Annotated in this window: 21 protein-coding genes; 8 read left to right on the forward strand and 13 right to left on the reverse strand. The window is 66.5% G+C overall.

The window, feature by feature from the left end:
• Positions 1–5 precede the first annotated feature (5 nt).
• A complete protein-coding gene (locus B3349_RS03225) occupies positions 6–860 on the forward strand; it encodes an alpha/beta hydrolase (RefSeq protein WP_291586363.1) in 855 nt (284 codons plus the stop codon).
• A 6-nt stretch (positions 861–866) separates the two neighbouring features.
• Here B3349_RS03225 and B3349_RS03230 read toward each other — a convergent pair whose 3' ends face one another.
• From B3349_RS03230 to B3349_RS03245, 4 genes are all read right to left on the reverse strand, one after another.
• Positions 867–1,244 (reverse strand): RidA family protein, encoded by a 378-nt coding sequence (locus B3349_RS03230; RefSeq protein ID WP_291586365.1) that lies wholly within the window; start codon positions 1,242–1,244, stop codon positions 867–869.
• A gap of 142 nt (positions 1,245–1,386) precedes the next feature.
• Positions 1,387–2,613: a GGDEF domain-containing protein gene (locus B3349_RS03235; RefSeq protein ID WP_291586367.1), complete on the reverse strand. Its 1,227-nt coding sequence runs from the start codon at positions 2,611–2,613 to the stop codon at positions 1,387–1,389.
• Positions 2,614–2,764: 151 nt separating this feature from the next.
• The gene (locus B3349_RS03240; protein ID WP_291586368.1) at positions 2,765–3,496 is read right to left on the reverse strand and encodes a 16S rRNA (uracil(1498)-N(3))-methyltransferase; all 732 of its coding nucleotides are present in this window, start codon (positions 3,494–3,496) and stop codon (positions 2,765–2,767) included.
• A 112-nt stretch (positions 3,497–3,608) separates the two neighbouring features.
• Positions 3,609–4,706, reverse strand: coding sequence for an aminoglycoside phosphotransferase family protein (locus tag B3349_RS03245; RefSeq protein WP_291586370.1), 1,098 nt, complete (start codon positions 4,704–4,706; stop codon positions 3,609–3,611).
• Between the two features lie 72 nt (positions 4,707–4,778).
• Here B3349_RS03245 and lptD point away from each other — a divergent pair, with 72 nt between their 5' ends.
• From lptD to rsmA, 3 genes are all read left to right on the forward strand, one after another.
• Entirely contained in the window at positions 4,779–7,196 is a 2,418-nt protein-coding gene (lptD, locus tag B3349_RS03250; protein WP_291586372.1) for an LPS-assembly protein LptD, read from the forward strand.
• 17 nt (positions 7,197–7,213) lie between these two features.
• On the forward strand, positions 7,214–8,617 hold the full coding sequence (locus tag B3349_RS03255) for a peptidylprolyl isomerase (protein WP_291586373.1): 1,404 nt from the start codon (positions 7,214–7,216) through the stop codon (positions 8,615–8,617).
• Positions 8,618–8,749: 132 nt separating this feature from the next.
• On the forward strand, positions 8,750–9,511 hold the full coding sequence (gene rsmA, locus B3349_RS03260) for a 16S rRNA (adenine(1518)-N(6)/adenine(1519)-N(6))-dimethyltransferase RsmA (RefSeq protein ID WP_291586374.1): 762 nt from the start codon (positions 8,750–8,752) through the stop codon (positions 9,509–9,511).
• A gap of 118 nt (positions 9,512–9,629) precedes the next feature.
• On the opposite strand, the gene B3349_RS03265 is transcribed toward rsmA, so the two are convergent.
• The 3 genes from B3349_RS03265 to B3349_RS03275 all read right to left on the reverse strand — a co-directional run bounded on the left by B3349_RS03265 (position 9,630) and on the right by B3349_RS03275 (position 13,073).
• Complete coding sequence (locus B3349_RS03265; protein ID WP_066538426.1) at positions 9,630–10,058, reverse strand: barstar family protein; 429 nt, start codon at positions 10,056–10,058, stop codon at positions 9,630–9,632.
• A gap of 131 nt (positions 10,059–10,189) precedes the next feature.
• Positions 10,190–10,600 carry a guanyl-specific ribonuclease gene (locus B3349_RS03270; protein WP_291586376.1) on the reverse strand — a complete coding sequence of 137 codons (411 nt, stop codon included), beginning with the start codon at positions 10,598–10,600 and terminating at the stop codon, positions 10,190–10,192.
• 160 nt (positions 10,601–10,760) lie between these two features.
• Complete coding sequence (locus tag B3349_RS03275) at positions 10,761–13,073, reverse strand: NADP-dependent malic enzyme (RefSeq protein ID WP_291586377.1); 2,313 nt, start codon at positions 13,071–13,073, stop codon at positions 10,761–10,763.
• Positions 13,074–13,376: 303 nt separating this feature from the next.
• Between B3349_RS03275 and B3349_RS03280 the strand changes: the two genes are divergently transcribed.
• From B3349_RS03280 to B3349_RS03290, 3 genes are all read left to right on the forward strand, one after another.
• Positions 13,377–14,381, forward strand: coding sequence for a Bug family tripartite tricarboxylate transporter substrate binding protein (locus tag B3349_RS03280; protein WP_291586379.1), 1,005 nt, complete (start codon positions 13,377–13,379; stop codon positions 14,379–14,381).
• A gap of 322 nt (positions 14,382–14,703) precedes the next feature.
• Positions 14,704–15,084 carry a hypothetical protein gene (locus B3349_RS03285; protein WP_291586381.1) on the forward strand — a complete coding sequence of 127 codons (381 nt, stop codon included), beginning with the start codon at positions 14,704–14,706 and terminating at the stop codon, positions 15,082–15,084.
• 221 nt (positions 15,085–15,305) lie between these two features.
• Positions 15,306–15,866, forward strand: coding sequence for an ureidoglycolate lyase (locus tag B3349_RS03290; RefSeq protein ID WP_291586382.1), 561 nt, complete (start codon positions 15,306–15,308; stop codon positions 15,864–15,866).
• 189 nt (positions 15,867–16,055) lie between these two features.
• Here the strand turns inward: B3349_RS03290 and B3349_RS03295 are convergent, their stop codons facing one another.
• From B3349_RS03295 to B3349_RS03320, 6 genes are all read right to left on the reverse strand, one after another.
• Positions 16,056–17,237 carry an amidase gene (locus B3349_RS03295; RefSeq protein ID WP_291586384.1) on the reverse strand — a complete coding sequence of 394 codons (1,182 nt, stop codon included), beginning with the start codon at positions 17,235–17,237 and terminating at the stop codon, positions 16,056–16,058.
• 140 nt (positions 17,238–17,377) lie between these two features.
• Entirely contained in the window at positions 17,378–18,403 is a 1,026-nt protein-coding gene (locus B3349_RS03300; RefSeq protein WP_291586386.1) for an ABC transporter ATP-binding protein, read from the reverse strand.
• A gap of 14 nt (positions 18,404–18,417) precedes the next feature.
• Entirely contained in the window at positions 18,418–19,455 is a 1,038-nt protein-coding gene (locus B3349_RS03305) for an ABC transporter ATP-binding protein (RefSeq protein WP_291586388.1), read from the reverse strand.
• Between the two features lie 3 nt (positions 19,456–19,458).
• Positions 19,459–20,361, reverse strand: coding sequence for an ABC transporter permease (locus tag B3349_RS03310; protein WP_291586390.1), 903 nt, complete (start codon positions 20,359–20,361; stop codon positions 19,459–19,461).
• Between the two features lie 24 nt (positions 20,362–20,385).
• Positions 20,386–21,336, reverse strand: coding sequence for an ABC transporter permease (locus tag B3349_RS03315; RefSeq protein ID WP_291586391.1), 951 nt, complete (start codon positions 21,334–21,336; stop codon positions 20,386–20,388).
• Between the two features lie 161 nt (positions 21,337–21,497).
• The gene (locus tag B3349_RS03320) at positions 21,498–23,177 is read right to left on the reverse strand and encodes an ABC transporter substrate-binding protein (RefSeq protein WP_414646847.1); all 1,680 of its coding nucleotides are present in this window, start codon (positions 23,175–23,177) and stop codon (positions 21,498–21,500) included.
• Between the two features lie 153 nt (positions 23,178–23,330).
• Here B3349_RS03320 and B3349_RS03325 point away from each other — a divergent pair, with 153 nt between their 5' ends.
• A complete protein-coding gene (locus B3349_RS03325; protein WP_291586393.1) occupies positions 23,331–24,587 on the forward strand; it encodes a Zn-dependent hydrolase in 1,257 nt (418 codons plus the stop codon).
• Positions 24,588–24,616: the final 29 nt, after the last annotated feature.

Genomic DNA, 24,616 nt, shown 5'->3' on the forward strand with positions numbered 1-24,616 from the left:
GCGGTATGCATCCGACAGAGTCCACTTTCCTGCCCGCCGCTGACGGGACGCCCCTGGCGGTCTACGACTGGCCGCTGGCGCCTGCGGCGGCGGTGCGTGCCACGGTGCTGATCGTGCACGGCATGGGCGAGCACGCCGGCCGCTATGCCGCGCTGGCGCAGCGCCTGAACGGCTGGGGCCTGGCCGTGCGGGCCTATGACCAGTATGGCCATGGCCGGTCGGGCGGCCCCCGGGGCGGCCTGAGCAGCGACGGGCGGCTGCTGGACGATCTGGCGCGGATGCTGGATGCCTCCCGTGCCGGCATGCCGGCCTCCCGGCCCCTGGTGTTGCTCGGGCACAGCATGGGCGGGCTGGTGGCGGCGGATGCGGTGGCATCCGGTGCATGCCAGGTGGATGGCCTGGTGCTGTCCTCCCCCGCGCTGGCGCTGCATTTGTCAGCGGTGCAGAAAGCCTTGCTGGCCAGTCTGCCCCGGCTGCTGCCGAACCTGCGCGTCCACAATGGCGTGGATTCGCGCCATCTGTCGCACGACCCGGCGGTGGTGCAGGCCTATGACCGCGATCCCTTGCAGCACCCGCGCATCAGCGGCCGGATGGCACGTTACATGGCCGAAGGTGGTGCGCGGGTCGTGGCCCGGGCGCCGGCCTGGCGCGTTCCCACCTTGCTGCTGTGGGCCGGGCAGGACCGGGTGGTGGACCCGGCGGGCAGTGCCGCCCTGGCCCGGCAGGCACCGCAGGCGGTGCTGCAGGCCCAGTGCTTTGAGCCGGCTTTCCATGAGATCTTCAATGAAAGCGAGGCCTTGGCAGCGCCGGTGTTCGCCCGGCTGCAGCAGTGGCTGGACCAGCAGTGGCCGCAGCGTTAGGCCGTATCAGGCCGCGATCTGTGCGCCGATGACCACCACCTCGATCAGGTACTGGGGGTTGATGGCCGGGGCGATCACGGTGCAGCGGGGCGGGGTGTGGCCGGGCACGATCCAGGCATCCCAGACCTCGTTCATCACCGTGATGTCGGCCGCGTTGCGGATGAAGATGTTGCACGACAGGATGTGGGCCTTGCTGCTGCCCGCTTCTTTCAGCAGGCGTTCCACATGGCCCAGCACCTCCTGGGTCTGCACGCGCATATCGCCATCCGGGTGGTGTTCGGGGATCTGGCCGGCCAGGTAGACGGTGCCGTGGTGGACCGCGGTCTCGGACAGGCGGGCGCCCACATGGTGGCGGGTGATGGGGCCGGAGGTGGAAACAGTCATGCAGAAACTCCAAGGTGGCGGGCGGCCCGGGACACCGGGCCGTCCAAACCGCACAGCGTAGCGCAGGATGGACACCACGCGCGGGATGGACCGGCACTCCATGTCCTGGAGCCGGCCTGCGCGCTCTGCACGGGTGCAGGGCTCAGTGCAAGGAGGCCGCTGTCTGCGCTGACGCTGCGGGGCCGGCCGTCAGTCCGGCCGGGGCCAGCGGCGGTGGCGGAGGGGGCGGTGGTGGTGGCACCTGCATGTCGGCCAGCACCACGCAGTTGCGACCCTGGTGCTTGGCACGGTAGAGGGCCTGGTCGGCGCGCTCCAGCGTGGCTTCGACCGATTCGCCAGGCAGGTGCACGGTCAGGCCGGTCGAGACGGTCATGCGCAGGCCTTCGGGGGCATCGGCCACGACAGCCTGGGAGACGGCCTGGCCAATGCGCTGCAGCAGGCTGAGGGCAGCGTGGTCGTTCACATCCCCCAGCAGCAGCACGAATTCTTCGCCGCCCCAGCGGGCCAGCACATCGCCGCCGCGCACGGTGTGGCGCACGGTGTGGGCAAAAGCCTGCAGCGCACGGTCGCCGACGGCGTGGCCGTAGTTGTCATTGATGCGTTTGAAGTGGTCAATGTCCAGCACGGCCAGGGCCATGCTGCGTTGGCCCCGCACGCAGCGGCGCTGCTCCAGCTCCAGCAGTTCCAGCATGGAGCGGCGGTTGAGCAAGCCCGTCAGGGCATCGCGCGAGGCCAGGGCCCGGTGCTCCTCCAGGGCCCGCGACAAGGCCAGCCGCTGCTGCTGGAGCCGGCTGCGCAGCGAATGCAGGCGCAGGCTCACGCCCATGCAGGCCAGCAGTACCACAGCCAGCATCACGGCGTGGGCGGCGTCGGCCACCGACACCGGCTGGTTCAGCAGCCGGGGGGCCAGCACCATGGCGGCGCTGGTGGCCACACAGGCGTACAGGGTGATGCCCACGATCTGGCGCATGCGCAGGCCCAGCGAACCGAACAGCAGCACCATGGCGACCATGCAGGGCAGCATGTCGCGGGCATCGGCCACCACCAGATAGGCCACGGCAGCGCTGGTGATGGCCCAGAGCATCTGCGGCAGGGTCAGCGAGGGGTCGTTCAGGCGGCGTGTCCAGCCCAGGCGGATGGCCAGGGTGGCCGCCAGCAGGCCACCCAGCGACACCAGGCTCCAGGTGATGACCCAGGACAGGGGGGCATGGCTGTTCAGGGCCAGCCAGAGCAGCAAGCCAACGCAACACGCCATCAGCACCAGGGCCAGACCGGACATGGCGGTGTGGGTGCGGATGTGCGGATCGTCCGACAGCAGCCAGCGCCGTATGCGGGCCGTCTGCGAAGGCGGCTCGGTGGCGGATGTCACGGCAGCTTTCCTTCTGGGCTGCGCTGGTGGGTAACCTGCGCAGGGGTCCGGTTGTAAATAAATGTTTCCGGATTCTAGGGAAATGTCGTCTCTTGGACAGAGCCGCAGGCAAAAATTACCACGTTGACACGACGAACGGTCGTTTGCGGGTTCAACCCAATACCAGTGCGGACAACGCCATGATGGGTGCGGTTTCGGCGCGCAGCACACGCGGCCCCAGCGTGACCGGGGCAAAGCCCTGGGCGCGGGCCAGGGACTCTTCGGCCGGAGACAGGCCGCCTTCGGGACCGGACAGGAACAGGACCGGTGTCTGGCCGGCCGCAACGGCCTGCAGCAGCGGGCGCGTGCCGTCGGCCAGTGACAGCAGCACGCGTTGCGTGTCTGCGGAGTCTGTCAGTGGGTGGGCGGCGGTCCATTCGGCCAGGGTCATCGCAGGGTGGATGGCGGGCACGCGGTTGCCGCCGCACTGCTCGCAGGCCGCCACGGCCACGGCCTGCCAGTGGCTGCGCTTCTTGTCACCGCGCTCGCCCTTGAGCTTGAGCACGCTGCGTTCGGCCAGCAGCGGGGTGATGCTGGCCACGCCGATTTCGGTGGCTTTTTCCACCAGCCAGTCCATGCGCTCGTTGGCGGTGATGCCGGCCAGCAGGTGCACCGGGCGGGAGGCTTCGCGCGCCGTGGCGTGGAAGGCATCCACGCGCACCTGCACCGTGCTGCGGCCCATCTGCAGGATGGTGGCGCTCCATTCGCCGTCGCCGCTGCCGTCGAACAGGGTGAGGGTGTGGCCGGGCTGCATGCGCAGCACCTGCACATGGCGGGCCGCGCCGGCGGGCAGGTCCAGTTCGGCGCCGGCGGTCAGCGGCAGGGGGCAGTGAAAGCGCGGCATGCGGTGGGGGCTGGCAAGGAAGAAAAGGGTGTTGGAGCGGTGCGGCCAGTGTCAGATGCGGGGCAACGGAAACCGGCGGTACACGTGCAGAGGGGGCGGTGCAAGCCGGGGATCACATCCGGCCGTAGGCATAGCCGACCTGGGCCTGGACACCTTCGATCTGGTCGACCAGGCGCAGCAGCGGGGCCAGCTCGCGGTAGCGGCTGCAGGTGGTGCGGATGTAGTGGATGAAACGCGGCGTATCCGCCAGGTACTTGGGCTTGCCGTCGCGCAATGTCAGCCGGGCAAAGATGCCGGCCACCTTCAGGTGGCGCTGCAGGCCCATCCATTCCACGGCGCGGTAGAACTCGCCGAAGTCATCGCCCCAGCCCGAGGCGCTCTTGGCGCCGATCAATCCCGAGCGGCGCGCTTTTTCCCAGTAACGCACGGTAATGTCGATGACAAAGTCCTCTTCCCAGGTCAGGAAGGCATCGCGCAGCAGGCTGGCGATGTCGTAGGTGACGGGGCCGTAGACCGCATCCTGGAAGTCGAGCACGGCCAGCGACTGGGTGGGGTCGCTGGGCAGCATCAGGTTGCGCGGCATGAAGTCCCGGTGCACATAGACGCTGGGCGCCTGCAGGTTGTGCGCCACGATCTGGTCGAACGCCTTGGACAGCACGGCCTGCTGCTTGTCGTCCAGCGTGACCTGGCGGTGCTGGGCGATATACCAGTCGGGGAAGAGCTGCAACTCGCGGCGCAGCAGGGCCTCGTCGTACGCCGGCAGCACGTGGGGCTGGGAGGCCTGCTGCCATTGCAGCAGCAGGTCCACGGCGTGGCGGTACCAGAGTTCGGCATCCTGGGGCCGAGCGGGGTCCAGCACCTCGATCAGCGTGCGGCTGCCCATGTCGGAGAGCAGCATGAAGCCGCTGGGCTGGTTCCAGTCGAGAATGGCTGGCACGTTCAGACCGGACTGCTGCATCAGGCCCTGCACCTGGACGAAAGGGGTACAGTTCTCCTTGTCCGGCGGGGCGTCCATGACGATCAGGCTGCCGCCTGCACTGCGGTCAAGGCGCAGATAGCGGCGAAAGCTTGCATCGGCCGAAGCCGGGCGCAGGCTGGACAGATCCAGCCCATGCTGGACAGCCAACGGTGTCAGCCAGGTCTGGAAGGCGCGTTCGCGGGCCGGATCGGCCCATACCACGCTGGAAATGGGGGAGATGGAATCGCTCATGGATAATCGGATTCTACAAACCGTCCGGCACCAGCCGGGTGCCCCCGGATTTTTCTTCGCCCTCCATTGAACGTGTCTGCCCGTTTGCTGCCCCCAGCCCTCTCCGTGACATCCCGGTGCGCCCCACCGCGTGGTGCCGTTGTGCGTCCGCTGGCGGCCGCTGCCCTGCTGGCCTGTTCCGGCGCCTGGGCTCAGACCGCGCCCCAGGACAGCGGCGGCGATCTGCCGCCGCTGCAGCTCAAGCCCAGCAGCCAGCTGCTGGAAAAGCTGCCCTCGGCCGTCGAGGACCAGTTGCCCTCCTATGTGCGCGGTGACCATGTGACCGGCCAGGCCGATGTGCGGGCCCAGGTCAGTGGCAATGCCGAGCTGCGCAAGGGCGATATGGTGGTGCGCGCCGACCGCGTGGACTACTCCGTGGCCGACGATCTGGTCGACGCCGAAGGCAGCGTGCACATCAACAAGGGCGGGGATGTGTACCAGGGCACGGCGCTCAAGCTGCATGTGGACGCCTTCCAGGGCCAGTTCAACGACGCCAGCTACCAGTTTCTGCAAACCCAGGCGCATGGCGATGCCTCGCGGGTGGACTTCATCGACCGTGACCGCTCCGTGGTGCACGATGCCACCTACACCACCTGCCTGCGCGACGATTCCGCCAGCTGGGAGCCCGACTGGGTGCTGCGTGCCAAGACCATCCAGCTGGACCGCGCGGAAGAAGTGGGCTATGCCAAGAACGCCGTGCTGGAGTTCAAGGGTGTACCGGTGCTGCCGGTGCCCGCCGTGAGCTTTCCGCTGTCGGACAAGCGCAAATCCGGTCTGCTGCCTCCCAGCATCGGCATCGACAGCGTCAATGGCCTGGAATATGCCCAGCCCTATTACTGGAACCTGGCGCCCAACCGCGACGCCATCCTCACCCCCACGGTGATGAGCAAGCGTGGCCTGGGGCTGGCCGGAGAATTCCGCTATCTGGAGCCGAAGTACAGCGGCGAGCTGACGCTGGAGGCCATGCCCGAGGACAAGCTGCGCGACCGGGACCGCTGGGGCTATTCCTGGAAGCACCGCCAGTCCTTTGATTCGCCGATCGGCGGGCTGGGCTTGAGCTTTGACGTGAACCGCGTCAGCGATGGCAATTACTGGCGCGATTTCACCCGGGCCAGCAAGCTGCTGCGCGAGCGGCTGGTACCCAGCACCGGCGTCCTGAGCTGGGGGCGCAACGACCACAGCGTGACGCTGCTGATGCAGCAGTGGCAGGTGCAGCAGCAGGTGGATTCGCCCATCGTGCCGCCCTTTGACCGCATGCCGCAGCTGGTGTGGCGCTACACGCCCTACGACCTGCCCGGCGGGCTGGATTTCAGCTGGGAAGCCGACACCACGCGTTTTCGCGCCCATAACCTCGATGGCAGCAACCACATCTGGAATGGCCAGCGCAGCTATGCCCTGGCCCAGCTGAGCCGATCTTTCCTGGCGCCGGGCTGGTTCATCAAGCCCAAGGTGCAGATCCACACCACCAGCTACCAGCTGGACAACACGGTCATCAATGGCCAGACCAGCTTCCAGCGCACCCTGCCCACCTTCAGCCTGGACAGCGGGCTGGTGTTCGAGCGCGACACCACGTTCTTCGGCAAGGATTACGTGCAGACGCTGGAACCGCGGGCCTTCTACGCCTACACGCCGTACCGCGACCAGTCCATGCTGCCGGTCTATGACACGGCGCGTTCGGACTTCAACTTCGCCTCCATCTTCATGGAGAACAGCTATGTGGGTCAGGACCGCATTGCCGACAACAATGTGCTGACCATGGGCCTGACCACCCGCTGGCTGGACCGCCAGACCGGCGCGGAAGCGGTGCGCCTGGGGATTGCCCAGCGCATGCGCTTCAAGGACCAGCGCGTGACATTGCCGGGTGAGGTGCCGGGTACCGAAAGCCTGTCGGATCTGCTGCTGGGGGCCGGTTTCAACTGGAACCAGCGCTGGGCGTTCGACAGCACGGTGCAGTACAACCAGGACATCAACCGCAGCACCCGTTCCACGGTCAGCGCCCGTTACAGCCCGGGACCCTACCGGACCATCAGTATGGCGTACCGCATGCAGCGGGGCTCCAGCGAACAGGTGGATGTGGGCTGGCAGTGGCCGGTGGCCGCGCTGCTGGGGGGGGATTTCACCCCGCCCGCACGCCGCAACCTGCCGGGCGAAGGCCGCTGGTACACGGTGGGCCGGATGAACTACAGCATGCAGGACAACAAGATGATCGACACCGTGGTCGGCTTCGAGTACGACAGCTGCTGCTGGATTGGCCGTGTGCTGGTGGAGCGCCACCAGAACAGCATCCGCTCTTCGGCGACCAAGCTGATGTTCCAGGTCGAGTTCGTGGGCTTCTCGCGCCTGAGCCTGGGCAACGATCCCCTGCAAAGCCTCAAAGACCAGATTCCGCGTTACCGCGGCCTGCGTGACGGAACTGACTCTGTTGCCAGCCGCTTCAGCAATTACGATTGATTTCCATGATCCGTTCCATGCGATTTTCTGCATTGCCGCGCCATGCGGTGTCCGCCAGTGTTCTGTGTCTGTCGGCCTTGGCCGGCATGGGTGCTTCGGCCCAGGGACTGCGTGCCAGCGGTGCGCCGGGCATGTCCCGCGCGCTGGAGCAAACCCAGACGCCCGAACTGCGCCGCGAAGCGGCTGCACAAGGGCTGCGCTCGGCCGATTACATCGTGGCGGTGGTCAATTCCGAGCCGGTGACCAACAACGAGGTGCGCGCCCGCATGGCCCGGGTCGAGGACAGCCTGGCCAAGGAAGGCGGCCAGCGCCCGCCCCAGGCGCAACTGGCCCGTGAGGTGCTGGAGCGCCTGATTCTGGAAAAAGCCCAGATCCAGTACGCCAAGGAAATCGGGATCAAGGTCGATGACTACGCGGTGGACCAGGGCATGGAGGCCGTGGCCCGCAACAACAGCATCAGCAAGGCCCAGTTGCTGCGCGAGCTGAAGAAGGAAGGCATTGCCGAAGCCAAATTCCGCGACGAACTGCGCAGCCAGATGACGCTGCAGCGTCTGCGGGAACGGGAAGTGGACAACCGGGTCAAGGTCAGCGACCAGGACATCGACCGTTACCTGCGCGAGCAGCGCAGCAAGACCGGGCAGACCGATGCCGCGGTGGCGGCACTGAACCTGGGCCACATCCTGGTGGCCGTGCCCGAAGGTGCCTCCGAAGCGCAGGTGGCGCAGCTCAAGGCGCGTGCCGAAGAAGCCGCACAGGCGGCCCGCAGCGGCGATTTCGAGGCCGCCGCCCAGCGCTTCTCCGATGTCAAGACGACGCCCATCCTGGGCCTGCGCCCGGCCGACCGCTATCCCGAGCTGTTTGTGCAGTCCGTGCGCAGCGCGGCGGTGGGCAGCGTGGTGGGGCCGGTGCGCTCGCCAGCCGGTTTCCACGTGCTGAAGGTGATCGACAAGAGCTCCGATGGCGTCCCCATGGTGGTGGCGCAGAACCATGCCCGCCACATTCTGCTGCGCACCTCGGCACAGATGAACGAGCGGGAAGCGGCCGAGCGCCTGGCCGAGCTGCGCAACCGCATCCTCCAGGGCAATGCCAGTTTCGAGGCACTGGCGCGCCAGTACTCGCAGGACGGCAGCGCCGCCCAGGGCGGTGATCTGGGCTGGGCCGGTCCGGGCCGCTATGTGCCCGAGTTCGAGCAGGTGCTGGAGCGTCTGCAGCCCGGCGAAATCAGCCCCCCCGTGGTCTCGCGCTTTGGTGTGCACCTGATCCAGCTGGTGGAACGCCGCCAGGCCGCGCTGAGCCCGCGTGAGCAGCGCGAGATGCTGCGCGATGTGGTCAAGGCCCAGAAGACCGAAAAAGACTACGACACCTGGCTGCAGGAGCTGCGTGGCCGCACCTATGTGGAATACCGCGAGCCGCCGCAGTAAGCGCGGCGGACAGGGGCGCACGGGTGGCAGGATGCCCCTGTGCCCCCGTCGGCACAGCGGGAGTGCCATCATTCCGGCTGTGCCCCTTTCTTTTTCTTACCGAGCGGTGCCGAGGCACCGCTTTTGCTTGGCATGAAACATATTCCCCGCAAGCGCTTTGGCCAGAATTTTCTGACCGACCACGGCATCATCGACGCCATCGTGGATGCCATCCACCCCCAGGCTGGCGAGCCGGTGGTGGAGATCGGCCCCGGCCTGATGGCGCTGACCCAGCCCCTGGTGGAGCGACTGGGCAAGATCACCGTCATCGAACTGGACCGTGACCTGGCCGTGCGCCTGCGCCTGCGGCCCGAGCTGGATGTGGTCGAGAGCGATGTGCTGAAGGTGGATTTCCGGGCGCTGGCCCAGCGCCTGGGCGTGCCCAGGCTGCGCGTGGTGGGCAATCTGCCCTACAACATCTCGTCGCCCATCCTGTTCCACCTGATGGACTGCGTGGACGTGGTGCAGGACCAGCATTTCATGCTGCAAAAAGAGGTGATCGACCGCATGGTGGCCGATGCCGGTTCGTCCGACTACGGGCGCCTGTCCGTGATGCTGCAGTGGCGCTACGCCATGGAAAACGTGCTGTTCGTGCCGCCGGAGAGTTTTGACCCGCCGCCCAAGGTCAACAGCGCCGTGGTGCGCATGGTGCCCAAGGCCCAGCCTGCAGCGCTGAACCCGCAGCTGCTCGAGGAGCTGGTGCGTGTGGCCTTCAGCCAGCGCCGCAAGATCCTGCGCAACACCCTGGGCAAGTGGCTGGAGGAAAAAGGCTTTGCGGGCGACTTCGACCTGCAGCGCCGCGCCGAGGAAGTGCCGGTGCGGGAGTACGAAGCCCTGGCAGCCGCCCTGTCCTGACAGCACGGCTGCCCCTGTGGGCCGGCGGGATGCCGGTCGCATGGAGCCCGGCAGAGGCACTACATGAAAACGCCCGGTGTGACCGGGCGTTTCCGCATGGTGGCAGGCGCTGCGGCGCTTACAGGAAGGAGTAGAAGCAGCGGAAGGCGATCTTGCGCTCGGCCCAGTACTCGGCCGCATCGCGGAAGCAGTCCAGAAACTGTTCGCGTGCTTCCTTGTCGAACTTGGTGGTGGTGGGGATCTGGTCCAGCACCAGGATGAAGCCCGGCTGCGGCCCGGCCTTGTGGATGGGGTCGGTCAGGCAGTCGTACAGCGCATCGAAGTTCTTGCCGAAATGCGCGGGGAAGTGGAACTGGGTGGAAATCAGCTCCAGGATATCGGGCTTGTTCTGGGCGTGGGCCAGGTTGGCGTACAGGAAATGCTGACCCAGCGTGGCCGCGGCTTTCTGCAGATCGGGGATGTGGAAGGCCCGGATCGACTGCACGATGTTGCTGCGCACCCCGCGCAGCGGGGTATCGTTCTCGGGACGAAGTGGGCGCTTTTCCATCTCCGTGGTACTTTCTGTTGTTCGTGCAAACCCCAGGAAAGCGGGGTTTTGCAATGCAGGGGTGGACGGCGGGCTGGCCAGGAAGTTCCCCATGGCGTTGCTCTGGCGGTCCCAATCCAAGTCCTGGTAGCTCATGGCGTGATCTTCCGGAAGCTGCTGTAGTGGTCGCTGGTGTAGTAGCACGCATCAGGTTGCTGCGGCTGCTGGCCGCCGCAGACGATGCGGCGTGCACCTCGGTCGCGGGAACGGGGCGTTTTGACGGTGTATTCGCGGTAATAGCCGCGCCGGTTCGCAGGCAGGACGCGCTCCCGGTTGCCGAACACCGCGCCATCCTTGTCATACGGGAACGGCCCGCCTTCCAGGATCAGTGCGTAGGTGGTGCGGCCCTGCGGGGGCAATTCCTGCAGCGTGATGCCAGGCGCATCCACGGCCGCATCCCATGTGCCGCGCGCGAATGCAAACGTGCCCGGCAGGGCGCAAGCTGCACCCAGCAGCACGGCCATACCTGTGCGCAACGCGTGATTGGCAACCGCCTGGAACATCGATAAACACCTTCCAAAACCCGGGTTTGCCCGAAATTTCGACCCGTAAGTGTGACGCAGCGCCCCCCAAAAAGCAAGCGCCGGCCGGGTCGCCCCAGGCCGGCGCTTGCGCCGTATCAATGTAAAGTTTGTGTAGCACGGCCCCCAGGGGGCCGGCCGTTCAGCCGCGTGCGGCGTTGGCGTCGGCCACTGTCAGGGCGGTCATGTTGACGATGCGGCGCACCGTGGTGCTGGGGGTCAGCACATGCACCGGCTGGGCCGCGCCCAGCAGCACCGGGCCGATGGCAATGCCGCCGCCTGCCACCTGCTTGAGCAGGTTGTAGGAGATGTTGGCCGCATCGATATTCGGCAGCACCAGCAGGTTGGCATCGCCGGTCAGCGTGCTGTGGGGCATCAGCTTCTTGCGGGCTTCGCTGTCGATGGCCACGTCGCCGTGCATCTCGCCGTCCACTTCCAGCCAGGGGGCCTGGATGCGCAGCAGCTCCAGCGTCTCGCGCATCTTGAGCGCGCTGGGCTGGTTGCTGGAGCCGAAGTTGGAATGGCTCAGCAGCGCCACCTTGGGGTGGATGCCGAAGCGCTTCATTTCTTCGGCCGCCATGATGGTGATCTCGGCCAGTTGCTCGGCCGAGGGGTCGTAGTTGACGTGGGTGTCCACCAGGAACACCTGGCGGTCCGGCAGCAGCAGGCCGTTCATGCAGGCGTAGGTGGTAGCGCCTGCACGCTTGCCGATCACCTGGTCGATGTAGTGCAGGTGGATGGCGGTATTGTTCCAGGTGCCGCAGATCAGGCCGTCGACCTGGCCTTTTTCCAGCATCATCGAGCCGATCAGCGTCAGGCGGCGGCGCATCTCGATCTTGGCAATGGCTTCGGTCACGCCCTTGCGCTCGGTCATGCGGTGGTAGGTCTGCCAGAAGTCACGGTAGCGGTCGTCGTGCTCCACGTTGACCACGTCGTAGTCCACGCCTTCCTTCAGGCGCAGGCCGAACTTCTCGACGCGCTGGGCAATGATGGCCGGGCGGCCGATCAGCGTGGGGCGGGCGATGCGCTCGTCCACCACGATCTGGCAGGCGCGCAGGATGCGTTCGTCCTCACCCTCGGCGTAGGCCACGCGCTTCTTGGCGGCCTTCTTCGCGACCGTGAAGATGGGCTTCATCACCGAGCCCGAGGCGTAGACAAAGGTCTTCAGGTGCTCGCGGTAGGCATCCATGTCCTGGATGGGGCGCTGGGCCACGCCGCAGTCGGCCGCGGCCTGGGCCACGGCGGGCGCCACGATCAGCATCAGGCGCGGATCGAAAGGCTTGGGAATCAGGTATTCCGGACCAAAGGTGAGCTCCTGGCCCACATAGGCGGCGGCCACTTCTTCGGACTGTTCGGCCTCGGCCAGTGCGGCGATGGCGTGCACGGCCGCAATTTCCATCTCGGTGGTGATGGTGGTGGCGCCGCAGTCTAGTGCGCCGCGGAAGATGTACGGGAAGCACAGGACGTTGTTCACCTGGTTGGGGTAGTCCGTGCGGCCAGTGGCGATGATGGCGTCGTCGCGCACAGCCTTCACATCTTCGGGAATGATTTCGGGGTTGGGATTGGCCAGCGCGAAGATGATGGGCTTGGCCGCCATCTTCTGCACCATGTCCTGCTTGAGCACGCCGCCGGCGGACAGGCCCAGGAAGGCGTCGGCGCCTTCGATCACCTGGCCCAGGGTGCGCAGATCGGTCTTCTGGGCGAACAGGGCCTTGTCCTCGTCCATCAGCTCGGTGCGGCCTTCGTAGACCACGCCGGCGATGTCGGTGACGAACACGTTCTCGCGCTTGAGGCCCACTTCCAGCAGCAGGTTCAGGCAGGCCAGGGCGGCAGCACCGGCGCCCGATGCCACCAGCTTGATCTCTTCGATCTTCTTGCCCGCCACCTTCAGCGCATTGACCATGGCGGCGGCCACCGTGATGGCCGTGCCGTGCTGGTCATCGTGGAAGACGGGAATGTTCATGCGCTTGCGCAGCTCGCGCTCCACGTAGAAGCATTCAGGTGCCTTGATGTCTTCCAGATTCAGCGCGCCGAACGTGGGCTCCAGGGCCGCGATCACTTCGACCAGCTTTTGCGGGTCTTTTTCGTTGATTTCGATGTCGAACACATCGACGCCGGCGAACTTCTTGAACAGGACGGCCTTGCCTTCCATCACCGGCTTGGACGCCAGTGCGCCAATGTCACCCAGGCCCAGCACGGCCGTGCCGTTGGAGATCACGCCCACCAGATTGCCGCGGCCGGTGTACTTGAAGGCCGTGGAAGGGTCCTTGACGATTTCCTCGCAGGGCGCCGCCACGCCGGGCGAATAGGCCAGCGCCAGATCGCGCTGGTTGGCCATGGGCTTGGTGGCCGCAATCTGCAGCTTGCCGGGCTTGGGAAACTCGTGGTATTCGAGGGCGGCCTGGCGCAGCAGGGCGCGTTTATCGGTCAGGGTCGGGGCCTTGGCGTCAGACATCGAGCGTCTCCAAACTTCAGAAGTGTCTCTCGCCCTCAGCAGACCGCCGCCATGGCGGCACTGTGCAATCGGGGCGAATAATGGAATTGAAGGGCCATTGTAGGCTGGGCGCTATCAAAAATATCAGGGCCATCTCCCTCTGAAAAGAGAAACTACTTCACCCACCATGCAGTAAATTAATGCAAAAAACAGGTGGTTTGAATAAATAAAACGCATAACCTGGTGGTGGCTCGTCCAGACCGGCACTTTTTGCGGCTATGCTGCGCGCAATTCAATTTCACTAAACCAGCATTAGAGGTTCTGATGACGACATCGCTCTCCCGTCTTGCCGCCATTTCCCCGGTCCGCGCCCTGTGCGGGCTGGCCGCCGCTGTGGCGGCCCTGGCATCGCCTGCCGTGCACGCTGCGGACTACCCCAGCAAGCCCATCACGCTGGTGATTCCGTTCTCGGCCGGAGGCTCCACCGACATCGTTGGCCGTCTGCTGGCCCAGAAGATGAGCGAGAGCATGAACATCTCGGTGGTGGTGGAAAACAAGCCGGGTGCCAACGGCACCATCGGTGTGGACCGCGTCGCCAAGTCGCCGGCCGACGGCTACACCCTGGTGCTGGGCGATGTGGGCGGCATGTCCATGGCCCCGGGCCTGTACCCAAAGCTGCCCTACAACCCGCTGAAGGACCTGGCGCCGGTCAGCCTGGTGGGCCGCAGCCCGCTGGTGCTGACGGTGGGGGCCAACAGCCCGCTGAAATCCCTGGCCGACCTGACGGCCGCCGCCAAGGCCAACCCCGGCAAGCTGAACTACCCCTCGTCGGGCACCGGCGGCCCCAACCACATGGGCGGCGAGCTCTACGCCATCCAGTCCAAGGTCAAGGTCACGCACGTGCCGTACAAGGGCAGCGCCCCGTCCGTGGTGTCGCTGGTGGCGGGCGAGACAGACTTTGGCTTCCTGACCGCCGTCACCATCAATTCGCAGCTCAAGGCCGGCAATGTGCGCGCCCTGGCCGTGGCCCACGATACGCGCCTGCCTGCCATGCCCGACGTCCCCACCACTACCGAGGCCGGCCTGAAGGGTTTCACGGCCGACGCCTGGTTCATGGCTGCAGTGCCTGCCGGCACGCCCCAGCCCATCGTCGACCGCCTGTACAAGGAAATCGCCAAGGCCCTGAGCGATGCCGACGTGAAGGCCAAGCTGGACGCCGGTGGCGTGCTGCCCTCGGGCCTGGACCCCAAGGCCTCCACGGCTTTCCTGAACAGCGAAGTGGGCAAGTGGCGCGAAGTGATCAAGACCGCCAAGATCACGCTGGAGTAAGCCTGTCCCAGGCAGGCACCGCGTGTGTGCCTGGCCTGGTAGGCACCCTGTTTTCACTTCAGGAATGGGAGCGGCCCGCAAGGGCCGCTCCTTTTTGCATGCGCTTCCAAGTGCCGGGCTCCATTCCCGCAAGTCTGCTGCCAGGCCTGCACGCAGCAGCGCACAGTGCCGATGGCGGGTGGTCGCCGCCTGCAGCAGGGAATACCGCCCGGCAGGATGGCCGGGTGGCTGCAGCTGAGGGCCTGGACCTACAGACCGATGCGGCCCGGGTGTGCATGCTGGTCGATCAGGCTCCCGCCGGGGCCGGAAAGGAAAGCCCTCTATGCCCACCCGCTTCGTAATGACCACCGCCTGCGCCGCCGCCCTGCTGGCCGCCTGCAGCCCCCAGCCGGACGCGCATGCCGGCAACGCCTTTCCCATGGCCGCACCCACGCACTTTGACCAGCCCATCCCCAGCAAACCGCTGTTTGCCGACCCCATCGTCACTGCCCACAGCGTGTTGCCGCCCTCCAAACCCGATGCCTTGCGTGCCCCGCTGCCGCCGTTGGCAGCCTTGCCCCAGGCCACGGCCACCGAAGCGGCGCCCAAGAGCGAAGGTCCCAGGGATGAAGGGGGTGCCGTGAACCCTGCTGCGGGCCAGGCGGCTGCCATCTCGGATGGACAGGGCGAAGGCGACAAGCAGCGCCTGGGTGCGCCCAAGTAAGGCCTTGCCGCAGCAAGGCTACGCCGATGGTCGAGGTGGCCACGGCTGAAAAGCGTTTTGCAACGGCGGCGCGCTGGAACCCACCATCCCCTGAGGCGTGCCTGGGTCTTGTGGTGGCGACGGCGCAGGGTGAAAACATTTTTTCACGCGCGACCACGCGCCATGGCGCACCGCGCCTGTGGACAAGCTGTACCCGGCATTGCAATTGCTTGGGCAATGGCATGCACAGCCCTTCCTTTTCTTCCACGGCCTCTGCCGCTGTTTCCATCAACTCCGGTCTGTTGCTGGCGGTGCAGCCGCTGACCCCTGCCGCCTTTGCCCCTTTCGGCCAGGTCGTGGCGGTCGACGATCAGCCCGCAACGCTGCCGCAGCGCAGCATCAACAGCGGCAACGCCCGGCGCTATGACCTGCTGGCCGACCTGCAACTCACCGCGGATGGCGGCGTGCCCACACTGGCGCTGTTCCGCGCACAGGCACGGCGGTTTCCGCTGCAGGTGGTGGAGATGGAGCGCCACGCCCTGGGCAGCCAGACCTTTGTTCCGCTGGGCACGCAGCGCTTTGTGGTGGTCGTGGCCCGTCCGGGCCCGGCACCGCAGGCAGCCGATCTACATGCTTTCATCACCGATGGTCGCCAGGGGGTGGTGCTGGCACCGGGTACCTGGCACCACGCGCTGCTGGCCGTGGAAGGCGGGGATTTTGCGGTGGTGGAGCGGCGCGCTGCGCAGGTGGATTGCGATGTCTGCGGGGTCGACCCCGCGCTGACGGTGGCTCTGCTGCAATAAGGCCGCCGCCGGCCCGCAGCGCGCCGGGCTGGCGCGCATGCGGATGCCGCAGAGATGGGCGCCCAGCGGCCCACAACAGCGGTGAGTGAGCCCGAAAGGGCCTTGTGGGCAGGTCCCGCAGCAGACCAGCCAGAGCCGGTCTGCTTCACATCCCGCGATGGTGTCGGGAGCAGCCCCGTAGCGCCTGATTCAGGCCTGCGCCAGCTTTTCCGCCATCGCGATCAGGCTGCGGTCGCTACCCTTCGGTCCCAGCAGCGAGATGCCCAGCGGCGCCCCCTCGCGCCCGGCCAGCGGCAGCGAGATCTGGGGGAAGCCGGACAGGCCGGCAATGCACAGCATCTGCACGGCGTTGTTGCGGTAGGCCTCCAGCGATGCCTCATCGGCGGAGCGCAGGGGCGCAATGTCGGGCATGGTGGGCAGCACCAGCACCCCATCGTTGGCCAGCAGAGCGGTCAGGTGGTTGCGGAAGCGTTCGCGGAACTGGCTGGCCTGAACGAACTGGGCATCGGTCACTTCTTTGGACCATGCAAAGCGTTCCTTCACGCCGGGACCCAGCACGGGCGCGTAGCGCTCGATGAAGGCACCATCGGTCATCCAGGCCTCGCGACCCTGCACATAACGGAAGGCCCAGTACATGGCATCGAACGATTCCAGCACCACGCCGGTGTCGGTGCTGGGGCCGAAGGTGCGTGCGATCTGCTGCAGCGCGCCGTCCCAGGCCGGGCGGACGGCGGGGGCGGTCAGGCCCCAGACGTCGGTGGGCGACAGCAGGCGGGGCGCGGCCGGCAGCGGGGCGGTGTCCGCCTCCAGCAGCACATCGGCCACGCGGGCAAAAGTGTGGGCATCGCGGGCGAACCAGCCGCAGGTGTCCAGGCTGTGGCACAGGGCCAGGGCCGATGCCAGGCTGACGCGGCCGTGCGTGGGGCGGATGCCGTACAGGCCGCAGTGGCTGGCCGGTGCGCGCACGGAGCCGCCGGTGTCGGTGCCCAGCGCAAAGTCGCACAGCTGGCTGGACACGGCCGAGGCCGAACCGGACGACGAGCCGCCGGTGATGCGATCGGGTGCTGCGCCGTTCAGGGGGGCGCCAAAGTGGGCGTTGTTGCCATTCATGGAGAAGGCCAGCTCGTCCGTCACCGTCTTGCCGGCCAGTGCGGCGCCGGCATCCAGCAGCTTCTGCACCGTGGGGGCGTTGGCGGTCTTGGTGCCCGACATGGCCAGCACCAGCGGGTTGCCGCCACCGGTGGGGTAGCCGGCTACGTCAAACAGGTCTTTGACACCGAAATACAGACCGCTCAGGGGGCCGGTGCCGGCGTGGGGCACGGGCACATCGGGGTAGGGAACAAAAGCGTGTGCAGGGTCGTTCAAGGGCATGGCAAGTCTCGTGGAAGGACAGGGGGGAGTGGTGCTTGCGAGCAGGTGCTGCGAGCCGTGGTCTCCAGGGATTCACCTGCATGGCGCATGCAGAGCCCATAGGGACACACGCGGGGCAGCACCTGCGGCGTCAACGCGCGTCAGGCCGCCAGCAACTGGGGCGCCAGCGCGGCCGAGGCATCGGTGCGGATGCAGCGGGCGATGTGACCGGGCGCCAGCGTGACCGGGTTGGGTACGGCCTGCAGGCAGGCATCCTGTGCCAGGCGGCAGCGTGGTGCAAAAGCGCATCCGGGTGGAATGGCGGTCAGGTCGGGGGGGGCGCCGCCAATGGTCTGCAGGGGCTGGCCACGTTCCATGGCCCCGTGCGAGCGGCTTTGCAGCAGTGCCATGGTGTAGGGGTGGCGCGGGCTGCGGATCAGCTGCTCGGCCGTGCCTTCTTCCACGATGCGGCCGGCGTACATCACGGCAATGCGGTCGGCCACTTCCACGGCGGCGCCGATGTCGTGCGTCACAAAGATCACACCCAGGCCCAGCTCGCGTTGCAGTTCGCGCAGCAGCAGCAGCACCTGGATCTGCACCGTGGCGTCCAGTGCGGTGGTGGGTTCGTCCGCGAGCAGCACCTGCGGATTGCAGGCCAGGGCCAGGGCAATCATGGCGCGCTGGCGCATGCCGCCAGACATCTCATGCGGGTAGGCCTTCAGGCGTTGTTCCGGGCTGGGAATGCTCACGCGCTGGAACAGCTGCAGCGCGCGTTGCTCCGCTTCGGCCTTGCGCACCCCGGGTTCGTGGCGGCGGATGGCTTCCACAATCTGTGCGCCCACCGGATAGACCGGATCCAGGGCCAGCAGCGGGTCCTGAAAAATCATGGCGCAGGTCTTGCCGCGAAAGTCGTTCAGCGCCTTGCCCTGCAGGGCCAGCACGTCGTGGCCGGCCACCTGCACCTTGCCCTTCATGGTGGTCTTGCGCTCGGGGTGCAGGCGCAGCAGGGTGCGCAAGGTCACGCTCTTGCCGGAGCCCGATTCGCCAATCAGCGCCACGGCTTCGCCCGGGCGCACGGACAGGCTCACGCCGCTGACGGCCTGCACCGGTTTCCTGCCGCCGGTGAACTGGATGTTCAGGTCTTCAATCGCCACCACAGGGGCGGAGGAGGGGGTGGGGGTGCTCATTGCGTGCCTTTCCATCAAGCAGCCAAAGGAATGCAGCCGGCCGCCGGGGCCAGCGGGTGGCCGCTGCCGGGCTCGTGCACCAGGCAGCGCGCACTGTGGTGCAGCTGCACCTGGGTGATGCCGGGCACCAGCTGCGCGCACACCCCATCGGCTTTGGGGCAGCGGGGGTGAAAGCGGCAGCCGCTGGGTGGGTTGATGGGATTGGGCGGATCGCCCGCCAGCGGCGCCTGCTGCGTGCGATGGGCGGGGTCCATGCTGGGCACGGACGACAGCAGCGCCTTGGTGTAGGGGTGGGCAGGCTCGGCAAACAGCGCATCGGACGGGCCGATCTCCGCCACCTGGCCCAGGTACATCACCATCACGCGGTCGCTGATGTAGTGCACCACGCCCAGGTCGTGGCTGATGAAGACATAGGTCAGGCCGAATTCGCGCTTCAGCTCGGCCAGCAGGTTCAGCACCTGCGCTTCCACCGATTTGTCCAGGGCGGAGACGGCTTCGTCCAGAATCACCATGCGCGGCTGCAGTGCCAGCGCGCGGGCAATGTTGATGCGCTGGCGCTGGCCGCCGGACAGCTCGTGCGGGTAGCGCTCGGCAAAGCGGGCGGGTGCCAGGCCCACGCGGTCCATCAGGTGGTGAGCGCGGGCCACGGCCTCCTTGCGCGACACGCCGTGCACCTGGGGGCCAAAGGCGATGGAGTCCTCGATGGTCAGCCGCGGGTTCAGCGAGGCATAGCTGTCCTGGAACACCATCTGCACCTGGCGGCGGAACTCCTTCAGCGGCAGATCGCGCGAGCCCACGGTCCGGCCGTCAAAAATTAGCTCGCCCTTGGTGGGATCCATCAGGTGCATCAGCAGGCGTGCCGTGGTGGATTTGCCGCAGCCGGATTCGCCGACCACGCCCAGGGTCTCGCCCTTGAGCACCTCAAAATCCACCCCGTCCACGGCGCGCACGGTGGCGCCGTTCTTCAGCGGGAAATGCTTGGTCAGGCCGCGCACGGTGAGCAGGGGCTGGGCGGGGCCGCCCACATCGGGCATTGCGTGGGTCAAAGGCATGGCTTACCCCTTGTTGTCCATGGCCGAACGCAGGCCGTCGGACAGAAGATTGAACGAGATCGAGGTGATGAAGATCATCAGACCGGGCAGGGCGGCCACCCAGGGCTGGGTGTAGATGGCGGTGCGCAGGGTGTTGAGCATCAGCCCCCATTCCGGCTCCGGCGGCTTCACGCCCAGGCCCAGGAACGACAGGCCGGAGGCCAGGATCATCGACACCGCAATCAGGCTGGTGGAGTAGACAAAGATCGGTCCCAGTACATTGCCCAGCACATGCACGCGCACGATGGTGAACGGGTGGGCGCCGGTGGCCCGGGCGGCTTCCACATAGTCGCGGTTGCGGGCCTGGGCGGTGACGCTTTCGGCCACCCGGGCAATCTGCGGAATGAACACGATGGTCAGCGACACCAGCGAGTTGAAGATGCCGGCGCCCAGTGCTCCCGACAGTGCAATCGCCAGCAGTACCGAGGGGAAGGCATAGAACACATCGATGGTGCGCATGATCACGGTGTTGGTGCGGCCCCCGGCGTAGCCCGCCAGGATGCCGATGCCGGCGCCGATCACAAAGGCCATCAGCACCGGGGTGATGCCCATGAACAGCGACAGGCGCGCGCCCACCATCAGGCGCGACAGCAGGTCACGGCCCAGCTCATCGCTGCCCAGCGGCAGGCCTTCGGTGCCGATGGGCTTGAGGCGCTTGAGCATAGAGGCGGCATAGGGATCGGATGGGACGATCCACGGCGACAGAATGGCCACGATCACCAGCAGCAGGATGACGGCGGCTGCACCCATGGCGACCGGGTCGTGCAATAGGCGCTGCAGCACCGAAGACCAATAGCCGCGCGAGCGCTGCGCGGGCAGCGGCTGGACCTGGGCCGCCGCGTCGTTGGACAGGGAAAGGGTGGTCATGGAACGGACTCCTCAAGGTGGCGGTCAGCGGGCGATGCGGGGGTCGAGCAGGGTCTGCACCACGTCGACGATGAGGTTCAGCAGCACGAAGAACACGGCCAGCACCAGGATGGAACCCTGCAGCAGCGGCAGGTCCCGCTGGAAGATGGCCTGGTTCAGCAGAAAGCCGGTGCCAGGCCAGGAGAACACGGTCTCGATCAGGATGGAGCCGCCCAGCAGATAGCCCAACTGCAGGCCCATCACGGCCAGGGCGGTGGGGGCGGCGTTCTTCAGCACATGGCGGAAGATGCCGACGTGCGTCAGGCCCTTGGCCTTGAGGCCGAGGATGAATTCCTGGTCCAGCAATTCCGCCACCAGTGCACGCACGGTGCGGGCGATGATGCCCAGCGGAATCACCGACATGGTGATGGCCGGCAGGATCATGAACTGCACATGCTCCCAGTCCCAGGCCCAGTCGCCCGATCCTCCGGGGCCGGCGCCGGTGGCCGGCAGCCACATCAGCTGGGACGAGAAGACGATCACCATCACCATGCCCAGCCAGTAGTGGGGCACGCTCACGCCCAGCACCGACAGCATGGAGCAGGTGCGGTCCACCCAGGAGTTGCGGAAGTAGCCGGCCACAAAGCCGAACAGGCTGCCCAGCACAAAGCCGATCAGCGTGGCCACCACGGCCAGGCGCAGGGTGTTGACCACGGCGGTCATCACCTCGCTGGCGACAGGGCGGCTGGTGGCGATGGACTGGCCCAGATCGCCTTGCAACGCACGCCACACCCAGCGGGCAAACTGCTCGGGCAGCGGGCGGTTGAAGCCGTACAGCTCGCGCATCTGCGCCTGCAGTTCGGCCGAGGCATCGGCCGGCAGCACGGACACCAGCGGATCACCTGGCGCCAGGTGCACCAGTGCAAAGCACAGCAGGGCCACGCCCAGCATGATGGGGAGGGTGTAGAAAACGCGTCGCAGCAGGTAGGCAAGCATGGTGGGAGAGAGGTTCGTGGGAGGAAGCGGACCATGCGGGTTCGCACTGGCGGGTGGGTGGGTTTGGCACCCCCCCGCCACCGGCGTGGCAAGGGCTTGCGGCCCTGCCACCAACAGCGTGCGGCGGCGTCTGCGCGCCCGCTCACACGCGCAGAACGGGCTTACTTCATCGTCATGGTGGCGATGTCGATGAACCAGCTTTGGGGCTGGACCACATTGCCCACCTTGGCCGACATGGCGCGCGGGCCGACGTCGTGGGCCACGAACAGGAACGGTGCTTCGTCGACCACCAGGGTGTGCAGCTCGGCCAGGGCCTTGTCACGTTCCTTGGCATCGAAGGTGGTGCGCGCCTTGTCCACCACGGCATCGACCTGCTTGTTGCTGTAGAAGCCCCAGTTGTTGGACAGCGGCGGGAAGGCCTTGGTGCTGACGAAACGCACCATGGCGAAGAACGGGTCCATGGTGGCGGCGGTGATGTTGGTGGCGTTGCTCTTGTTGGCGCTGGCGTCCTTGGCGCCGATGCGCCAGCTGGAGAACAGCGTGTTCCACTCGACCACGTCGAATTCCACGTCAAAGAAGCACTGCTTGAGGTTCTGCTGGATGAATTCGTTCATCGGCAGCGGTTGCATCTGACCCGAGCCGGAGGCCGAGGTCTGGATCTTCACCTTGATGGGCTTGCTGGCACTGTAGCCCGCCTGCTGCATCAACGCCTGTGCCGCCTTCACGTCGTACTTGATCTGGAAGCTGGGCTTGCCGCGCCAGGGGTGGCCGGGCTCGAACATGCCGGTGGCCGGTTCCATCTGGCCATTGAGCAGCTGCTTCATGCTGGTGCGGTCCACGCACAGATTGGCGGCATGGCGCACGCGCTTGTCCAGCCAGGGCGAGCCTTCCACAAACGAGAACTGCCAGGGCCAGATGTGCGGCTGCAGGTTGGAATAGACCTTGAAGCCGCGGCCCTTGATGGCATCCAGCGCATCGGGAGCGGGGGCTTCGATCCAGTCCACCTGGCCGCTCATCAGCGCTGCGGTGCGGGAGTTGGCCTCGGGCAGGGGCAGCAGCACCACCTTGTCGATGGTGGGCGTGCGCTTGGGGTCCCAGTAGGCGGTGTTCTTCACCATTTCAAAACGTTCGCGCGGCACGAAGCGCGCGCCCTTGAACGGGCCGGAACCGGAAGGATCGGCTGCAAACGCGGTCCACGCGGCCTTGCTGCGCTCGGCCTTGCCGGTGACCGAGGCGGGCACCGCTGCCAGCTTCTTGGCCCAGTGTGCGGGCGAGGCCATGAACAGATTGGTCAGGTTGATGGGCAGGAAGGCATCGGGTTCGGACGTGGTCAGTTCCACGGTCAGGTCGTCGATCTTGCGGGCGCTGCGCAGCGTGGGCATGCGCGATGCCGTCACACCCACCTGGGCGGGGTCGAACTGCTCGGCCTCCTTGTCCAGCACTTTCTTGACGTTCCACACCACCGCGTCGGCGTTGAAAGCGCTGCCGTCGTGGAACTTGACGCCGGGACGCAGCTTGAAGACCCACTTGGTCTTGTCCTTGGCATCCACTTCCCAGGACAGGGCCAGGCCGGGGATCATTTCGCTGGGCTTGTCGGTCTTGGTCAGATCCCACTGGGTCAGCGCGTCGTACAGCGGAATGCCGGTGAAGCGGTTGCCTTCGAAACCCTGGTCGGGCTGGCCGGAGGTGCGGGGAATGTCCCCCGCCGTCATGGCAATGCGCAAGACTTTTTCTTGCGCCATGGCGGTGGTGGCTGCAGCACCGCCCAGGGTCATGGCGACAGCGAGGGCCATGGTTTTGAGCGCGGGGCGGGAAACGGAGAAACCGGAAGACGAGCGCATCGGAGACCTTTCCAAATTGGTGGGAGACAAGGCCTGCAATGCAAGTGCCGTGCCATCACGTATCTATCGAATATCGATATGTGATGCGGTGTGTTCGATGCGTGTTGGCACGGTTTATGCGAATTTCAGGCTTTCTATCGAGGAGTCCCGCGAATGAGCACGCCTGCAAATTCCCTGCGTATTGATGCCGACCGCCTGTGGCAGTCACTGATGGATCTGGCCCGGATCGGAGCCACCCCCAAAGGGGGGGTGTGCCGCATCGCCCTGACCGACGAAGACAAGGCCGGCCGTGACCAGGTGGTGCAGTGGTTTCAGGAGGCCGGTCTGGCGGTGCGCATCGATGAGGTGGGCAATGTCTTTGGCCGCCGTGCCGGCACCGATCCGCAGGCCCGTGCCGTGGCCACGGGCAGCCACATCGACACCCAGCCGACCGGTGGCAAGTTCGACGGCAACTACGGGGTGCTGGCAGGCCTGGAAGTGGTGCGCACCTTGAATGCCCAGGGCATCCAGACCGTGGCACCGCTGGAAGTGGCGTTCTGGACCAATGAGGAAGGCACGCGCTTCACCCCGGTGATGATGGGTTCCGGTGCATTTGCCGGTGTTTTTGGTGCGGAAGACATCCGCTCGCAACAAGATGGTGCAGGCATCACCGTGGGGGCCGAGCTGGAACGCATCGGCTACCGCGGCGCAGTGGCCTGCGGCGATGTGCCCGGCGGCCCGTTTGCCGCCTACTTTGAAGCGCACATCGAACAAGGTCCGGTGCTGGAGGCCTACGACAAGCCGATCGGCGTGGTCAGCGGGGCCCTGGGCCAGCAGTGGTACGACGTGACGGTGACCGGCATGGACGCGCACGCCGGCCCCACGCCCATGGATCTGCGCCATGACGCCATGCTGGCCGCCGCCCGCATGATGGACGCGGTGAACCGCATTGCCCTGGACGAAGCCCCGCATGGCCGGGGTACCGTGGGCCATGTGCAGGTGCTGCCCAACTCCCGCAATGTGATTCCCGGCCAGGTGAAGTTCACGGTGGATTTCCGCAATCTGTCGCAGGACGGTCTGGACCGCATGGACCTGGGCATGCGCACGCAGTTTGCACAGCTGGCGGCGCAGTGCCAGTGCACGGTGGAACTGGAGCAGGTGGTGAAGTTCGAACCCTGCGTGTTCCACGCCGATTGCGTGGCCAGCGTGCGCCATGCGGCCGAGCAGCTGGGCTATGCACACATGGATGTGGTCAGTGGCGCCGGCCACGATGCCGTGTATGTGCACGGGGTGTCGCCCACCGGCATGATCTTCGTGCCCTGCAAGGACGGTATCAGCCACAACGAGATCGAAGACGCCAAGGCCGAGCATCTGGCCGCCGGCTGCAATGTGCTGCTGCACGCCATGCTGGAGCGTGCCGGCATCGCCTGACGGGGGTGTTCAGGGGTTGGCACCCAATT

The organism is Comamonas sp. UBA7528, assembly GCF_002479375.1.
GTDB lineage: Bacteria > Pseudomonadota > Gammaproteobacteria > Burkholderiales > Burkholderiaceae_C > Comamonas.

Coding starts and splice junctions, on each gene's coding strand:
- B3349_RS03225 (WP_291586363.1), top strand. CDS start 6: ATGCATCCGACAGAGTCCACTTTCCTGCCCGCCGCTGACGGGACGCCC.
- B3349_RS03230 (WP_291586365.1), bottom strand. CDS start 1,244: ATGACTGTTTCCACCTCCGGCCCCATCACCCGCCACCATGTGGGCGCC.
- B3349_RS03240 (WP_291586368.1), bottom strand. CDS start 3,496: ATGCCGCGCTTTCACTGCCCCCTGCCGCTGACCGCCGGCGCCGAACTG.
- B3349_RS03245 (WP_291586370.1), bottom strand. CDS start 4,706: ATGAGCGATTCCATCTCCCCCATTTCCAGCGTGGTATGGGCCGATCCG.
- B3349_RS03255 (WP_291586373.1), top strand. CDS start 7,214: ATGCGATTTTCTGCATTGCCGCGCCATGCGGTGTCCGCCAGTGTTCTG.
- rsmA (WP_291586374.1), top strand. CDS start 8,750: ATGAAACATATTCCCCGCAAGCGCTTTGGCCAGAATTTTCTGACCGAC.
- B3349_RS03265 (WP_066538426.1), bottom strand. CDS start 10,058: ATGGAAAAGCGCCCACTTCGTCCCGAGAACGATACCCCGCTGCGCGGG.
- B3349_RS03270 (WP_291586376.1), bottom strand. CDS start 10,600: ATGTTCCAGGCGGTTGCCAATCACGCGTTGCGCACAGGTATGGCCGTG.
- B3349_RS03275 (WP_291586377.1), bottom strand. CDS start 13,073: ATGTCTGACGCCAAGGCCCCGACCCTGACCGATAAACGCGCCCTGCTG.
- B3349_RS03280 (WP_291586379.1), top strand. CDS start 13,377: ATGACGACATCGCTCTCCCGTCTTGCCGCCATTTCCCCGGTCCGCGCC.
- B3349_RS03285 (WP_291586381.1), top strand. CDS start 14,704: ATGCCCACCCGCTTCGTAATGACCACCGCCTGCGCCGCCGCCCTGCTG.
- B3349_RS03290 (WP_291586382.1), top strand. CDS start 15,306: ATGCACAGCCCTTCCTTTTCTTCCACGGCCTCTGCCGCTGTTTCCATC.
- B3349_RS03295 (WP_291586384.1), bottom strand. CDS start 17,237: ATGCCCTTGAACGACCCTGCACACGCTTTTGTTCCCTACCCCGATGTG.
- B3349_RS03300 (WP_291586386.1), bottom strand. CDS start 18,403: ATGAGCACCCCCACCCCCTCCTCCGCCCCTGTGGTGGCGATTGAAGAC.
- B3349_RS03305 (WP_291586388.1), bottom strand. CDS start 19,455: ATGCCTTTGACCCACGCAATGCCCGATGTGGGCGGCCCCGCCCAGCCC.
- B3349_RS03310 (WP_291586390.1), bottom strand. CDS start 20,361: ATGACCACCCTTTCCCTGTCCAACGACGCGGCGGCCCAGGTCCAGCCG.
- B3349_RS03315 (WP_291586391.1), bottom strand. CDS start 21,336: ATGCTTGCCTACCTGCTGCGACGCGTTTTCTACACCCTCCCCATCATG.
- B3349_RS03320 (WP_414646847.1), bottom strand. CDS start 23,177: ATGCGCTCGTCTTCCGGTTTCTCCGTTTCCCGCCCCGCGCTCAAAACC.
- B3349_RS03325 (WP_291586393.1), top strand. CDS start 23,331: ATGAGCACGCCTGCAAATTCCCTGCGTATTGATGCCGACCGCCTGTGG.